The sequence below is a fragment of the Pelagihabitans pacificus genome (genome assembly GCF_009371985.2).
GTDB lineage: Bacteria > Bacteroidota > Bacteroidia > Flavobacteriales > Flavobacteriaceae > Pelagihabitans > Pelagihabitans pacificus.
Genome location: NZ_VIKU02000001.1, coordinates 325,688 through 339,475 on the forward strand (window position 1 = coordinate 325,688; position 13,788 = coordinate 339,475).

The window sequence follows — 13,788 nt, forward strand, 5'->3', positions numbered from 1 at the left end:
ATTTGGTAGGTGAGCGAATCTTTTTTGTTACTTTTACGCCGTAATTTTTAAAACCAATTAATGGAAGTTTTGGGAATCGATGTCGGAGGTTCCGGCATCAAAGGGGCTCTTGTAAATTCAATCACCGGGGAAATGATAACGGAGCGCTACCGTATTCCTACCCCGGCATCCAGAAAGCCCAAGCCGATGGCCAAAGTAGTGGCTGAAATCGTCGAACATTTTGACCACAAAGGCCCTGTAGGAGTCGGATTTCCAACCATCATCAGACACGGCATCTGCAAATCCCCTGGCAATCTCCATAAGAAATGGATGAATTGCAACGTGAAGGAACTTTTTTCCGAATACACAGGCTTACCCGTGACCGTTGTGAACGACGCGGACGCTGCCGGCTATGCCACCATGAATTACGGTATTGGAAAAGGTGAAAAGGGATTGGTCATCATGATCACCATAGGTACCGGTCTCGGAAGTGGCGCCTTTTGGGATGGGGAACTCATACCCAACTTTGAATTAGGACAGATTCCCTATAAAAAGTATTCCAAAATAGAGCTTTGGGCCGCCGATTCGGCCAAGGAACGGGAAGGACTCACCTATAAGCAATGGGGCAAAAGATTTAATAAATTTCTGGAGCTCGTCGAATTACTAGTCTCACCCGATCTTATTATTTTGGGCGGAGGTGCTTCCAAGGACTTTGACGAGTATAAGGATTATATCACGATCGATACCCGGGTTATCCCCGCGGAACTCCGAAACAGTGCCGGAATCGTTGGTGCCGCGGCGGCTGCCTTGCACGAAGGACCAAAAGATTAATGGTCAGCACCTCCTATTGAAAATTGAAATAGTTGATGTGATTGCATCCCTACTTTGACTTGATTTGACTTCGTGAATTTCAGCACAAAACCCTCCTTTGCCAACACCGTGGCCCAGTATTCCCAATTATCGAACTTGATCAGGTAGCCATCGGTTCTGACGACTCTCCAAAAAGGCAGTTGACTTGCTGTCTTTGAAAGTCGTTTTAGATGATTCCCTATTCGCAAAGGGCAAGTGACATCGGCCCCATAAGTTTGGGCAAGCGCTCTTGCCAAAGTATCGATAGTGATAACTTTTCCAAAGGGAACCAAAGCAATGGCTTCTTCCACCATTCCGATTTCGGGATGTAGCATCGATCCCGTACCGTAGTATTTTTGCATTTTTTCGGGCACGGCCACTATTTTTGGAGATTTCATACAGCGGTTGTTTTTAAGGATTTTGCATACAGTTTCGAAGCAATATAGCTAGCGACCACCATCTCTAACCAGCTTAAGGGAAGGGTGATCAGAAGTAGCTCCCAGTTTGCTAGCCCCATATTGGCAGTTGCTATCCAAAAAAGGACAAAAAGAAAAACCCATGAGAAGGTCCCTGCCAGAAGTACGGTTCGCCGATTGTTCCCGAAGAGGGTTGCAAACATCCAGAAGGTAATCACCACCATTACCGTTAAGAGCATATCCCATGCACCCCAAACCGAGAAAATGCCCCAATTCATTTCGGCAATACCTTCCTTAAAGTCAAAGAACGCTTTGGTTCTTGGCTTTACAAATACGAAATAACGAAACACTTCCGATAGGTTTACCCAGATACTGGTAATCAAGGTAATCATCAGAAATTCCTTGACATTGAACTTTGAGGGCTTCATAAGAGGTGAATCGTTTCCCTTATCTTCCGTACCACGTTCTCAGGGGTAGCAAATTGAGGAGTGGAACGAAAAATGGCAGCAGAGCGCTCCAAGGTGTCGATGGTTTTCATCAAGTCTAAACTTCGTTTTTTTTGGTAAGCGAACCGCAGTTTTTCAGGAAGCACTAATTTTTCACTGATCAGATGGTCGATCTTTCTGTGGCAGCGGCAAGGGTTGTCCGCGTTGGCCAATCCACATTTCGATTGTAGAAAATTTCGAAGTTTTGAGCGGGCCCTTGATAGTTGTTTTCGAAAATTTTCAGGGGTAATCCCTAAGATTTCACCACCCTCGATGCTATTGAATTCCAGGATTTCCCCAAGAATATACACCAATCTTCCCGATTCGTTGAGACACTGAAGCATGCCATGGGTACAGCTTATCTTGACCTCCTCCTCCAACAAGCGTTGTTCCCCCTTATTTTGGGTGTAGGCAATGGTTTCCGAATGGCCGGTATCGATGAGTTTTCCATACGCCTCGAAGTCCATGGCGAATTCCCTGTTCTTTTTACCCTTAATGGTCAATAAGTAATTGGTTGCGATCCGATATACCCAGGTCTTGAACTTACTTTGGTTCCTGAACATACTCAGATGCGTTACGATTTTTACGAGAATCTCCTGGGTGGCGTCCTCGGCATCCTCCGGAAACAGGAGCATCCGAAGGGAGAGATTATAGACCATATCCTTGATGCCCACGATTACCCTCTCCAATGATTTTTTATCACCCCGGTTCGCATTTTCCACCAGTATTTCAAGTGTTTTCCTTACCATCCTTTTAATTAGACTTCAGAAAGATAGCAAGTGTGACGGAATTGGTTTAAAAAAATGAATACCGTCTTGTCATCCCGAACGAAAATAGGAACCGCTCGACTGTGCCGAAGTATCGTTCTTAGTGTCTTGGCCGATGGAAAGGCATCCGTTTGGATTCCTCCCCCATTAGCCATCAGCATCGGAATGCGAAGACTGCGACCTGCCTAGGAGTGATAAAGGAAGAGAACCGTCGAAATCAAAAAAGCCCCGAGCATTTGCAAGGGGCTTCATTCTTTGAATAGATTAGGCCTTAGGCAATCTTGTTCCGTTTGCGGTCTACTTCCTTTAAGAAAATCTTTCGCAAACGAAGGTGCTTCGGTGTCACCTCTACATATTCGTCTTTCTGGATGTATTCCAAAGCCTCCTCCAACGAAAACTTAATGGCGGGCACTATCTTCGCCTTATCATCGGCTCCAGCGGAACGCACGTTTGAGAGCTTCTTGGTCTTGGTGATATTGATGGTCATATCGTCCCCACGGGAATTCTCCCCGATGACCTGCCCCTCGTAAATATCCTCTCCGGGGTCTACGAAAAACTTTCCTCGATCTTGCAGTTTGTCAATGGAATAGGGAATCGCTTTTCCATTCTCCATCGAAACCAAAGAACCGTTCTGACGCTGTGGAATGTCGCCTTTCATCGGTTGGTACTCCAAAAATCGATGGGCCATAATAGCCTCTCCCGCCGTCGCCGTCAACAATTGGTTACGTAGACCGATAATACCTCGGGAAGGAATCAAAAATTCGCAAACCATGCGGTCACCTTTGGCTTCCATACTGGTCATTTCGCCTTTCCTGATAGAGACCATCTCGACCGCTTTGCCGGATACTTCCTCAGGCAGATCGATGGTCAACGATTCCACTGGCTCGCATTTTACCCCATCGATTTCCTTGATGATCACCTGCGGCTGTCCGATTTGCAATTCATACCCCTCACGCCGCATCGTTTCAATCAATACCGAAAGGTGCAATACCCCACGGCCATAGACCAGGAATTTATCGGCGCTGTCGGTCTCGCTGACCCGGAGTGCCAAATTCTTCTCCAACTCGCGCTCCAAGCGCTCCTTGATATGTCGAGAGGTCACGAACTTGCCATCCTGCCCAAAAAACGGACTGTCATTGATCGTGAACAACATGCTCATGGTAGGTTCATCGATGGCAATGGTCTGTAACCCTTCCGGGTTTTCGGCATCCGCAATGGTATCCCCGATTTCAAAACCTTCCAAACCTACGATTGCACAGATGTCGCCTGTAGCCACTTCCTTCACCTTTTTTCTTCCCAAACCCTCGAACGTAAAGAGTTCTTTCACCTTTGACTTGACAATACTTCCATCCCGTTTCACCAACGACACCTGTTGTCCTTCGGTTAAACTACCTCGCTGTAATCTGCCGATAGCAATTCGTCCGGTAAAGGAGGAGAAATCGAGCGATGTAATGAGCATTTGGGTATTGCCTTCCTTGGGTTCAAAAGTGGGAATGTGTTCTACAACCATGTCCAGTAAGGGTTCTATGGTATCGGTCGGATGTTGCCAATCTTCGCTCATCCAGTTGTGTTTTGCCGAACCATAGACGGTAGGGAAATCGAGCTGCCATTCCTCGGCACCCAATTCGAACATCAAATCGAATACTTTCTCATGCACTTCTTCAGGGGTACAGTTCTCCTTGTCGACCTTATTGATCACCACACAAGGTTTTAATCCCAAATCGACTGCCTTTTGCAATACAAAACGGGTCTGGGGCATCGGGCCCTCGAACGCATCTACCAACAATAATACACCGTCGGCCATGTTCAACACCCGCTCTACTTCCCCCCCAAAATCGGCGTGACCAGGGGTATCGATAATATTGATTTTTGTATCCTTATAAACTACTGAAACGTTCTTTGAGGTAATGGTGATACCCCTTTCGCGTTCGAGGTCATTATTGTCCAAGATCAACTCTCCGGTATTCTCGTTGTCACGGAACAACCGGCAGTGATACATGATTTTATCGACCAGGGTAGTCTTCCCGTGGTCAACGTGTGCGATAATCGCAATATTTTTAGTAACAGACATACGTTTGTTTTGAGCGCGCAAAGATAGGGGTATTTTTGGCTTGGTAACACAAAGTTGTGTTATTTTTAGATGATTGATTTTGAGGAGGTTATTTTCTAGGTTTACCGATAACCCACCCCAGTCTGGCATCGAGAAAGAGTCCGAAATCGGTATCAAACTCATCTATATAAAAGCCCGGTCCGAAAGAAACACCCCAGTAGAACCCCTTTTTTCGGGTGCGCTGAATGCCGTATAGTATCCCTGTATTGTAGTAATAGCTACTGCTAAATTCCAAATCCCCAATAATGGGGGTGCCGAACTGAACCTGATTTACGAATGCCAAATAATTTCCCGTATTTCCCGATATGTTTTTGCCTTTTCCCTTTCTTCTTTCCATATTGACAAAGTATCTGAAATCGGCCTGTAAAGTAGGATATAAACCAAACTCCGTATCCCGGTCGGATCCGCCTCTTGCGGCAAAGGCTATGAGGGCATCCGAACTGAACGTCATGTTTTTTCCCAATCCCAGTTCGTAGGAAACTCCAGGTAGTAGGGCATTTACCTTAAAAAGCTGGGGCTCCACATTTTTATCGGATTGGGCAATGAGCAAGGCGTTACAAAGCAGGAAGAAATAAATTGGCAACTTTCGCATAGTCGGTCGGGATTCAAATGAAACGTATCCTTAGCAACAAATACTGGGCCAAAATATCCTCAATTAATCCTCGATACGTCCTTTTTCGTCTTCCAAGCCTGTTTGTCGGTCTCGAGCTTTCTTGACTTCCTTGCTACCGAAATTGTAGCTCAAGCTAAAAGCAAGCTGTCTGCTGTCGCCTCCTCCACTGCCATCAATGAACAAATCACCGAATTGTGTGGTTCCGCTCCACGGGGAGGTATAAAGAACATCGTTGAAGGAGAGCCGAGCCGTTAGTTTATCCTGTAAAAACTTCCTTTGAAAAGCGAAGTTCAACGAGCCAAGAGCCTTGGTTTGATAGGTACCTCCCCATACCGAGGGGGAATTGTACCAGCCGGAAACTTCCATTCGTATCGCCGCTGGAAGCTTGAACGTATTCTGGGCATATAGACTCAATGTTTCCTGGGTAACGGGTAAAAACTCGGGACTCGTCGCCTCGTATTTGCTCTGGTAGGCATTCAAGCTAATGTATACGTTCCACCAATCATTGATTTTTCCCGGATAGGAAACCCCCAGATTGATGATCTGCTGATTCGCAACATTTAGGGTGGTTAAAAAATTACGGTTTTCTCCCTCCGCCACGGTGACCCGGGCAAAAAAATCGGATACAAAGCTATAGCTTATCGAAGTGGTCAATCGGTATTTGTAGGTGTGTGATAGTTTCAGGTTATCGGTATATTGGGGTTGTAAAAAGGGATTTCCCCTGCTAAATGATAGTTCATCGATCTTATACTCGAACGGATTCAACGATTGATAATTCGGCCGTTGAATTCGCTTGCTGTAGGTAAGCGCAAGCTGATTGTTCCGATTGTGTTGGTAGGTGAGTCCGCCGGAGGGGAAAAAATCCACATAGTTGCGTTCGACCCGATTGTTGGCGTTGGATCTTCCACTGACAAGGTTTCCGTCAGAAATAGTGTTTTCCATCCGGAGTCCCAACTGTACGTTCCATTTCCCCCACTTTCGGTTGTAGTTAAAGTAGGCTGCATTGATGTTCTCATCATAGTCGAACTGATTGCTTTGTAGTACATCCAACGATTCCCGATCATTGACAATATTGAAAAAATCGAACGTATTGGCCGTTTTGACGATGGATAACTTTACCCCCAGTGCCAGTACTCCTTTCAAAAAATTTTGCTCATAATCGACTTTGGCAGTCGCAATATCGATCTCAATGGGTGTTTCCTGCCTAGTGATCCGTTCATCGATGACTTCGGTTTCGCTACCGTTAAAATAGAAATTTGGCTGAAAAGCGTTCCGATCGCTTTTGTATTTCCCGTAATCCATATCGATATTCAGCGTATGCCCCAAGGTATCGGCGTAGCGATAGTTGATATTTGCATTGATGTTTGCGGATTTGAAAGATGTTCGGTTGTCGGCTATCAATACACTGTCGTTCTCCACGGCACCGATCGGACGAATCGGGGTTCGAGAATTGTTTTCTCCAAAACCATTATTGAAATTACCATTAAAGATAGCTCCAAAAGTGCTTTTGTCACTCGCATAATAATCGTAGCCTAGCTTTATGTTGTTGCTGTTTTGGTCATAAACGCTCTTGGTCCGTGCATCGAATTCGGTACCTGACTGCTGGCGAAAAAGATTGATAAAATTGGCATTCTTTCCAAAGCGGTTACTATAGGTACCATACAGATTGCTTTTCTTTCCTCGAGTATTGAAGGAGAGACTATTGTTGTATCTTTTGAAATTTCCAATAGTAAGCCCGGAAGTAACGGAGCCGTTGGTGCCCAAACTCTTATCTTTCTTAAGTACGATGTTAATGATACCTGCATTGCCGGCGGCATCGTATCTGGAGGAAGGTTGTGTAATGATCTCCAAAGACTCGATATCGGTCGCCTGTAAACTTTCCAGATAATTATTCAAATCCTCTCCCTGAAGTATAGATGGTTTCCCATCGATATAGAACTGTACCCCGGCCTTCCCTTCCAATATTACACCTCCGTTATTATCGATGATAACCCCTGGGGCTTTTCGCAATAATTCGAAAGCGCTGGTACCCGTGGCATTGATGGTATTCTCCACGTTAAATACGGTCTTGTCGGCCAATACCTGTACCATGGGTTTCTCCCCCACCACCGTTACTTCTTCGAGATTTTCGGTTTGTGAACCCATGGTAATCGTTCCTAGGTCAAGGTCTTGTGCGGCAAGCCCTATGGCTCTGGAATAGCTGGCAAAACCGATGCTGGAAATAATCAACTGGTAGGTTCCCGGGGCCAGGGATTTGAGCTCAAAAAAACCAGTGTCTCCACTAGTGGTCGCCTTGACCAGCACACTGTCCTTTTCGTCGTTTAAGATGACGGTAGCGTATGCCACGGGCTCTTTGGTCTCTGATACGAGCCTTCCGGAAATTGATTGGGCCCAAGAATTTCCCGTAATAGCATAAAGACAAAATATGGCAAAGACACTTCTCATGTTGGTTTGTTTTTTAGATATACCCAAAAATCCAACTATGGATGGGTCATTGAAAACAATTTCCTATCAATAGACCTATAACCCGACGAATGGCCTAAGGGCGATTCATCTGCGCATAGGTCCATTCGTCGAATACCGTTTCCCCAAACCTCCCTTACCTAATACTTTTGTGGAGCAAGTTTTTAAAAATTACATCGTATGAAATCAATATTACCACTATTAATACTGTTCCTAAGTTTGAAGATGCTTCAAGCGCAAGACCAATCCTATTTATCCATCGAATTGGACGGTGGTCTGGAAAATGAAATCAATTATCCCCCCGGTACGGATTTCCATCTATTCAACGGTGATGGCGACTTGGTAGCTTCGGATGGTGACTTGGAGGTTCCGTACAAGATCGTGACCAGACATATGCTGATCGTATCACCCTCCTATAAAACAGACACCGACCGTTATGTAATCTCATCGGGTCGTATACTGATGAAAACGCACTCGCGTACCAAAAATGATGGGGATACTATGGAAGGTCGTAAGAGCAATTTATCAGGCAACTCGGTATCCCTGCTCCGCAAGGAATTTCTGGAACCTGGAAACAAGGGCGAACAAAACATATTGCTCGTTTTCGACAATGACTTGGTTTTTCGCTATTTTAACGGGGAGGTTCGGGCTTGGTACGACGGAAACGAGGTGCCTATTCAAGGAATGTATCTCATAGACACACCCCAAGGTACCATGAAAATTAGCTATGAACCCATACAGGGTGAATTGTGGTGGGTATTCGAAGAAAAAAGTAATTAGCGGAACAAATGGCCATGGGACACAACATTCGAAAACGTAGGGGAAAAGAAATTTTAGCCGTTTTATTGTTCTATTTTTTATTTTCGATTCTTTATCGGATTGTTCTCTGGTATAATGGCTTTGGGTACGATAAGGAAGGATTCTGGGGATGGACCGACGTACGCGATTATTGGTATGGCTCGGGAATGCAATATTTGTTCTTTTTCCTGATGTCGTTAGTAATATGGTTTTTTGGGATTTTCCTTCTACGACGGAAAAAAATCATGTACCAAGTACTTGCCGTATTGCTGTTAATTCCGATGGGGGTATATGTGGTGAGAACTCTTCGATACATAATAGTGGATATGTTGGCGCTAGGACGTTTGCGCGGTGTGGGAGAAGTATGGGACCTCTATATTCCCACTCTCTTTTTCTTAATCCAATTTGGTTTTTACTTCGCCTACCGATACTTCAAGGAAAATCAACGCAAGCTTCTTGTAGAGGGAGAACTCCGACAGGCTGCCCTTAAGAGTGAACTGGCCGCTATCAAAGCCCAATTAAATCCCCATTTTCTGTACAACGTCTTCAATACCATAAATGCTTCCGTTCCGCCCGAAAACGAACAAACTCGAAAAATGATCGCCCAGCTATCCGATCTGTTCCGTTATCAATTACAGGCGAGCCAAAAAGAATTGGTACCCCTCTCCCAGGAGTTGGAATTCGTAAAAAAATATTTGGACTTGGAAAAAGCCCGTTTTGAAGAACGCCTACACGTAATCATTGATGTACCATCCGAGCTCCTTGATGAAAAAATACCCCCTATGCTTCTGCAACCCCTAGTCGAAAATTCGGTAAAACACGGCCTTTCGAGCTTAATAGAAGGTGGAACGATTACCGTTAGAATTTTCAAGGAAAAAGACAAGCTCAAATTCGAAATCTCCGATACTGGAATTGGGGTAAAGGACAAAAGCAAGCTGTTCAACAGCGGTGTGGGACTAACAAACACAAAACTGCGTTTGCAAAAGATGTATCAAACCAATTTAGAGTTCTTGGACAATAATCCACAAGGACTTAAGATCGTATTTTCGATATGAAAAAGGTAATCATCGTCGATGACGAAAAAGCGGGGAGAAAGCTTATCAGGGAATACATGTCAGATTTTCCCGAATTGGTATTGATGGCGGAAGCGAATAATGGTGTCGATGCCGTGAAGGAGATTAACCGATTTAAACCAGATCTGGTCTTTTTGGATGTTCAGATGCCGGGAATGACGGGTTTTGAGGTTCTTGAGCACCTCGAGGAACTGCCCCAAATAATATTCTCCACTGCCTACGATAAATACGCCTTACAAGCCTTTGAGGTTCATGCGATAGACTACCTTCTAAAACCCTATACCCGGGATCGTTTTCAGAAAGCCATCGAAAAACTGGAAAAGAACACCGACACCATCGGGGCTCTTGCCCAAAGCCTTTTAATGGAAAAACCATCGTTTCCCGAACGTGTTTTGGTTCAGCATAATAACAAGTTGATTACGGTAGCGGTGGACGATATTTACTGGATAGAAGCCTATGGGGACTATTCCAAACTTCATTTGCACAAACCGGTATACCTCAGCAATTTTGGTATATCGGCTTTGGAAGATAAGCTCGATCCGGAGAAATTCATTCGGGTGCATCGGTCGTCGATCATTCAATTAAAAGCCATCAAAGAATTACACAAGTACGGGAAATCGTATGATGTGACCATGCAAAATGGAGACGTTATTCGAGTAAGCCGTGGCTACATGGAAGCCCTTAAAAAATTGATGCTGTAACGCCTCATTTCTTTTTTTTGGTCGGCGTCCAACCAAATGTAAAGTTCAAAAGCGGCCCATAGCCATTGGGCACCCCGTCTCCCCGGTAATATCCGGCACCTAGTTCCACATTGAAGTTGAAACCTTTTCTATTGGTTCTCTGAATACCATAGACGCCACCGTAAAAGGCAATGGCAAAATCATTTGAATCTACCAAATTATCGGTGAATTGCAACGGACCCCAGAATACACTTCGCGCTACGGCCACGTAATCCGCAGAATTACCGACAATATTCTTATTGACATCCAAACGGTTCTCGAAATTATGATAGTATCGAAGCCTTGTATGCCAAGCATAGCCAAAAGTATACCCTTCTTGATAGCTGGCAAGTCCGGGTGTGAAACTGGTCGATGCGCTAACATTTCTGAATAAACCCAGCTCATATCGCAGGCCTGGACCTAACAAGTTAAACGTAAACTGATGCCTTTCAAGGTTAATAAGGTCGAAAGTCCCGCCTTTTTCCCTTATCTGGGCATGGACTTCATTTGTAGTAAAAACACCAAGAATAACGGCGATGAAGAGTAATTTTTGCGGCATGTGTTTCTGGTTTAGTTGGGAATAAATCTAAAAAGGAAACCCGACGGAAACACTATCTTTGTGCAAATTTTAAGAAATGGAACTCAATCAGATTCCCCGGATAAAGCACACCGACGGCGACAACTTCTTCCTGCTTTCCGGACCTTGCGCCATTGAAGGAGAGGAAATGGCCCTACGTATCGCCGAAAAAGTCGTTTCGGTAACCGACCGATTGAAAATACCCTATGTTTTTAAGGGAAGCTTTAAAAAGGCCAACCGTAGCCGTGTGGATTCTTTTACGGGCATCGGGGATGAAAAAGCGCTGAAAATTCTAAGAAAGGTTTCAGAAACCTTTGCGGTACCGACCGTTACGGACATCCATGAAGTGTCGGATGCCGGCATGGCGGCCGAGTATGTTGATATCTTGCAGATTCCCGCATTTCTGGTGCGCCAGACCGATCTTGTGGTCGCGGCGGCCAAGACCGGGAAGACCATCAACCTGAAGAAGGGCCAGTTCATGAGTCCCGAAAGTATGAAGCACGCCGTGACCAAGGTGACCGATTCGGGTAACGAGCAGGTCATGGTCACCGACCGCGGTACCATGTTCGGCTATCAAGATATGGTGGTCGATTTTAGGGGAATCCCAACCATGAAGCAGTATGCGCCAGTGGTATTGGACGTAACCCATTCCCTGCAACGACCCAACCAGTCTTCAGGGGTCACGGGAGGCCGCCCCGAGCTCATCGAAACGATTGCCCGCGCTGGAATCGCAACCGGGGTCGACGGAATTTTTATGGAAACCCACTTCGACCCTTCCATTGCCAAAAGCGACGGTGCCAATATGCTACACCTCGATCATTTGGAGAAATTGTTAACGAATTTGGTCAACCTTCGAAAAACGGTGAACCAGCTACAATAATCCACTTTTATTTTTGTTACTATCCTGCTAACCAAACCATTTGACCATGTCCCCCAGAATACGCTTTGTTGCCCTTTTATTGTTTCCCCTTTTCGTTCTCAACGCTCAAATGCCCGATACATTCGGCGAAATCAGTTATATCGAAAAGGAAATGATGTCCTATGACAAAGACCCCGATGCTCCGGCAGTGGTGTTATATGAGCGTGGGGACAATTATTTCAAGCTGGTCGACGAGCGTCTGGTAATCGTCAAGGAATTCCATTCAAAAATCAAGGTGTTGGACGAGAAAAAATTCAATGGGGAAATTGTTCCGATATATCTGTACCACAACGGAGCTTCGACCGAAAAATTGATTAAAATCAAGGCGGTAACGCATAATGGGGAGGAGCAGTTCAACGTACTCCCATCACAGATATTCACTTCGGATGAATCGGAAAGATGGAGGGTGAAAAAATTCACCTTTCCCAATATTAAAAAAGGAAGTATCCTAGAGTACCGCTATACGATCACAACCCCTTATCTAAGCCGTTTGGACGGATGGACCTTTCAGTCGGATATTCCAAAACTCTATAGTGAGTTCAATGCCACCATTCCCGGGAATTATCTTTACAATAGGGCACTCATGGGCTATTTGAATTTGGATACCAACGAGGCTACCATTAAAAAACACTGCTTTTACCTCCCCGGCTTTAAAAACAGTGCGGACTGTGAGGTAATAAAATACGCTATGAAAGATATTCCCGCCTTTAAGGCCGATGAAAAGTATATGCTGTCCGAGCAAAATTATATCTCACGAATCGAGTTCGAGATTTCGGAATGGAGAAAGTTCGATGGTACCACCGATCGGTTTACGAAAACATGGGACGATGTTGACAGGGAATTTCGCCATGATGCCGATATCGGAAGGCAGTTGACCAAAAAGAGCTTCTTCGAGCGAAACGTGCCGGAAAGCTTATTGACCCAGGGTGATGCGATTACCAGGGCGAAAAAGATCTATGAGTTCGTCAAAGGCCATTACAATTGGAACGGAGAATACGCTACCTACGGCAATGCCGATGTTAAAGAGGCGTTCAATGCCAAAAAAGGGAATGCCTGGGAAATCAATATGTCGTTGATCAACCTGTTGAACGCTGCGGATATTAAAACCGAGTTGATGTTACTATCGACCCGTCAGCACGGATTGCCAAAAAAGGTTCATCCGGTAATGCAAGATTTTAATTATATCGTGGCGAAAACGACCATTGATGGGAAAGAATACCTATTGGACGCCACGGATAAATACAATCCCTTCGGCTATCTTCCTTACCGCGCCTTGAACCATTACGGTAGGGTGATGGATTTTAAGAATGATAGTTATTGGCATACCATAAAGCCAATAGCCAAAAACCGATACACCATAAGGGCCAACGTACAATTCAACATGGAGGCAGGGGAGGCAACCGGGATTTTTGACGTGATGACGATAGGCTATAATGCAATTGACAAGCGTAAAACCTTGGATGAATACAGCAAGGAAAAATACTTGGACGCCATGGAGGGCGAACTCGAAGGAAGCTACGAAATCACGGACTATCGAAAATTTGAGGAAAGATGCGACGAGGAAAAAGTAGCCGAGCGGTTTATGTTCGAGATGGGAGATGTTCTGCAGGGAGACCGAGTGTATTTCAATCCTTTTTTAATCCGTTTTTTCGATGAGAATCCCTTTCAATTGGAGGAGCGCAACTATCCTATCGATTTTGGATATCCGGTTAGCTACCGGTACCAGGTAAATATCGAAATTCCCGAAGGATATCAAATACAAGAAATTCCCCAACCAATGGCTCTGGCACTCGGGGAAAACAAAAAGGTCCTCTATCGCTTCCATCACGATTCAAATAAAAACAATGTGGTCCTGTCCTTTGACTTATCGATAAAGAATACCCATTTCCCTGCCGACGATTACGAGGGGCTAAAAGAACTTTTTAAAAAGGTGACCAATACACAAAAGAATTCGTTGGTGGTCTTCAAAAGAATATAAAACCGAAAATTCGGCGTCAGCACTCCATGAATAATACATTTT

At 44.9% G+C, this 13,788-nt stretch carries 14 protein-coding genes; 7 read left to right on the top strand and 7 right to left on the bottom strand.

Translation table 11 applies throughout. The annotated features are described in order from the left end of the window. Positions 1-60: 60 nt before the first annotated feature. Positions 61-810 carry a polyphosphate--glucose phosphotransferase gene (gene ppgK / locus FK220_RS01515; RefSeq protein WP_152572515.1) on the top strand — a complete coding sequence of 250 codons (750 nt, stop codon included), beginning with the start codon at positions 61-63 and terminating at the stop codon, positions 808-810. Here ppgK and FK220_RS01520 read toward each other — a convergent pair. From FK220_RS01520 to FK220_RS01530, 3 genes are read right to left on the bottom strand one after another with little or no spacing between them, the layout of a single operon-like run. Continuing rightward, complete coding sequence (locus FK220_RS01520; protein WP_152572516.1) at positions 807-1,226, bottom strand: MGMT family protein; 420 nt, start codon at positions 1,224-1,226, stop codon at positions 807-809. The two genes, ppgK and FK220_RS01520, sit on opposite strands and share 4 nt — an antisense overlap. Next, positions 1,223-1,672 (bottom strand): hypothetical protein, encoded by a 450-nt coding sequence (locus tag FK220_RS01525; RefSeq protein ID WP_152572517.1) that lies wholly within the window; start codon positions 1,670-1,672, stop codon positions 1,223-1,225. Before FK220_RS01525 ends, FK220_RS01520 begins: the two co-directional genes overlap by 4 nt. Next, positions 1,669-2,478, bottom strand: coding sequence for an RNA polymerase sigma factor (locus tag FK220_RS01530; RefSeq protein WP_152572518.1), 810 nt, complete (start codon positions 2,476-2,478; stop codon positions 1,669-1,671). The genes FK220_RS01525 and FK220_RS01530 overlap by 4 nt, the downstream gene beginning before the upstream one ends. Before the next feature lie 54 nt (positions 2,479-2,532). Here FK220_RS01530 and FK220_RS01535 point away from each other — a divergent pair, with 54 nt between their 5' ends. Continuing rightward, positions 2,533-2,685, top strand: a complete 153-nt coding sequence (locus tag FK220_RS01535; protein WP_166204729.1) for a hypothetical protein — start codon at positions 2,533-2,535, stop codon at positions 2,683-2,685. Positions 2,686-2,767: 82 nt separating this feature from the next. Here the strand turns inward: FK220_RS01535 and typA are convergent, their stop codons facing one another. From typA to FK220_RS01550, 3 genes are all read right to left on the bottom strand, one after another. Continuing rightward, entirely contained in the window at positions 2,768-4,567 is a 1,800-nt protein-coding gene (gene typA / locus FK220_RS01540) for a translational GTPase TypA (protein WP_152572519.1), read from the bottom strand. An 88-nt stretch (positions 4,568-4,655) separates the two neighbouring features. Continuing rightward, complete coding sequence (locus FK220_RS01545; protein WP_152572520.1) at positions 4,656-5,198, bottom strand: hypothetical protein; 543 nt, start codon at positions 5,196-5,198, stop codon at positions 4,656-4,658. A gap of 63 nt (positions 5,199-5,261) precedes the next feature. After that, positions 5,262-7,664: a TonB-dependent receptor domain-containing protein gene (locus FK220_RS01550; RefSeq protein WP_152572521.1), complete on the bottom strand. Its 2,403-nt coding sequence runs from the start codon at positions 7,662-7,664 to the stop codon at positions 5,262-5,264. A 198-nt stretch (positions 7,665-7,862) separates the two neighbouring features. On the opposite strand from FK220_RS01550, the gene FK220_RS01555 reads away from it, so the two are divergent. The 3 genes from FK220_RS01555 to FK220_RS01565 are packed head-to-tail and all read left to right on the top strand — an operon-like array spanning position 7,863 to position 10,254. Then, complete coding sequence (locus tag FK220_RS01555; protein WP_152572522.1) at positions 7,863-8,462, top strand: hypothetical protein; 600 nt, start codon at positions 7,863-7,865, stop codon at positions 8,460-8,462. Between the two features lie 14 nt (positions 8,463-8,476). Continuing rightward, positions 8,477-9,535 carry a sensor histidine kinase gene (locus FK220_RS01560; RefSeq protein ID WP_152572523.1) on the top strand — a complete coding sequence of 353 codons (1,059 nt, stop codon included), beginning with the start codon at positions 8,477-8,479 and terminating at the stop codon, positions 9,533-9,535. After that, positions 9,532-10,254, top strand: a complete 723-nt coding sequence (locus tag FK220_RS01565; protein WP_152572524.1) for a LytR/AlgR family response regulator transcription factor — start codon at positions 9,532-9,534, stop codon at positions 10,252-10,254. The genes FK220_RS01560 and FK220_RS01565 overlap by 4 nt, the downstream gene beginning before the upstream one ends. A 4-nt stretch (positions 10,255-10,258) precedes the next feature. Here the strand turns inward: FK220_RS01565 and FK220_RS01570 are convergent, their stop codons facing one another. Then, positions 10,259-10,831 carry a hypothetical protein gene (locus FK220_RS01570; protein ID WP_152572525.1) on the bottom strand — a complete coding sequence of 191 codons (573 nt, stop codon included), beginning with the start codon at positions 10,829-10,831 and terminating at the stop codon, positions 10,259-10,261. 76 nt (positions 10,832-10,907) lie between these two features. On the opposite strand from FK220_RS01570, the gene kdsA reads away from it, so the two are divergent. Both kdsA and FK220_RS01580 read left to right on the top strand, forming a co-directional pair. After that, complete coding sequence (kdsA, locus tag FK220_RS01575; RefSeq protein ID WP_152572526.1) at positions 10,908-11,729, top strand: 3-deoxy-8-phosphooctulonate synthase; 822 nt, start codon at positions 10,908-10,910, stop codon at positions 11,727-11,729. A gap of 46 nt (positions 11,730-11,775) precedes the next feature. Further along, entirely contained in the window at positions 11,776-13,746 is a 1,971-nt protein-coding gene (locus FK220_RS01580) for a DUF3857 domain-containing protein (RefSeq protein WP_152572527.1), read from the top strand. Positions 13,747-13,788 lie beyond the last annotated feature (42 nt).

Excerpts from the sequence above, each read along its gene's own strand:
- FK220_RS01550 (WP_152572521.1), bottom strand. The coding sequence starts at position 7,664 with ATGAGAAGTGTCTTTGCCATATTTTGTCTTTATGCTATTACGGGAAAT.
- FK220_RS01565 (WP_152572524.1), top strand. The coding sequence starts at position 9,532 with ATGAAAAAGGTAATCATCGTCGATGACGAAAAAGCGGGGAGAAAGCTT.
- FK220_RS01545 (WP_152572520.1), bottom strand. The coding sequence starts at position 5,198 with ATGCGAAAGTTGCCAATTTATTTCTTCCTGCTTTGTAACGCCTTGCTC.
- FK220_RS01580 (WP_152572527.1), top strand. The coding sequence starts at position 11,776 with ATGTCCCCCAGAATACGCTTTGTTGCCCTTTTATTGTTTCCCCTTTTC.
- FK220_RS01530 (WP_152572518.1), bottom strand. The coding sequence starts at position 2,478 with ATGGTAAGGAAAACACTTGAAATACTGGTGGAAAATGCGAACCGGGGT.
- kdsA (WP_152572526.1), top strand. The coding sequence starts at position 10,908 with ATGGAACTCAATCAGATTCCCCGGATAAAGCACACCGACGGCGACAAC.
- FK220_RS01555 (WP_152572522.1), top strand. The coding sequence starts at position 7,863 with ATGAAATCAATATTACCACTATTAATACTGTTCCTAAGTTTGAAGATG.
- FK220_RS01520 (WP_152572516.1), bottom strand. The coding sequence starts at position 1,226 with ATGAAATCTCCAAAAATAGTGGCCGTGCCCGAAAAAATGCAAAAATAC.
- FK220_RS01535 (WP_166204729.1), top strand. The coding sequence starts at position 2,533 with ATGAATACCGTCTTGTCATCCCGAACGAAAATAGGAACCGCTCGACTG.
- FK220_RS01560 (WP_152572523.1), top strand. The coding sequence starts at position 8,477 with ATGGGACACAACATTCGAAAACGTAGGGGAAAAGAAATTTTAGCCGTT.
- ppgK (WP_152572515.1), top strand. The coding sequence starts at position 61 with ATGGAAGTTTTGGGAATCGATGTCGGAGGTTCCGGCATCAAAGGGGCT.
- typA (WP_152572519.1), bottom strand. The coding sequence starts at position 4,567 with ATGTCTGTTACTAAAAATATTGCGATTATCGCACACGTTGACCACGGG.
- FK220_RS01570 (WP_152572525.1), bottom strand. The coding sequence starts at position 10,831 with ATGCCGCAAAAATTACTCTTCATCGCCGTTATTCTTGGTGTTTTTACT.
- FK220_RS01525 (WP_152572517.1), bottom strand. The coding sequence starts at position 1,672 with ATGAAGCCCTCAAAGTTCAATGTCAAGGAATTTCTGATGATTACCTTG.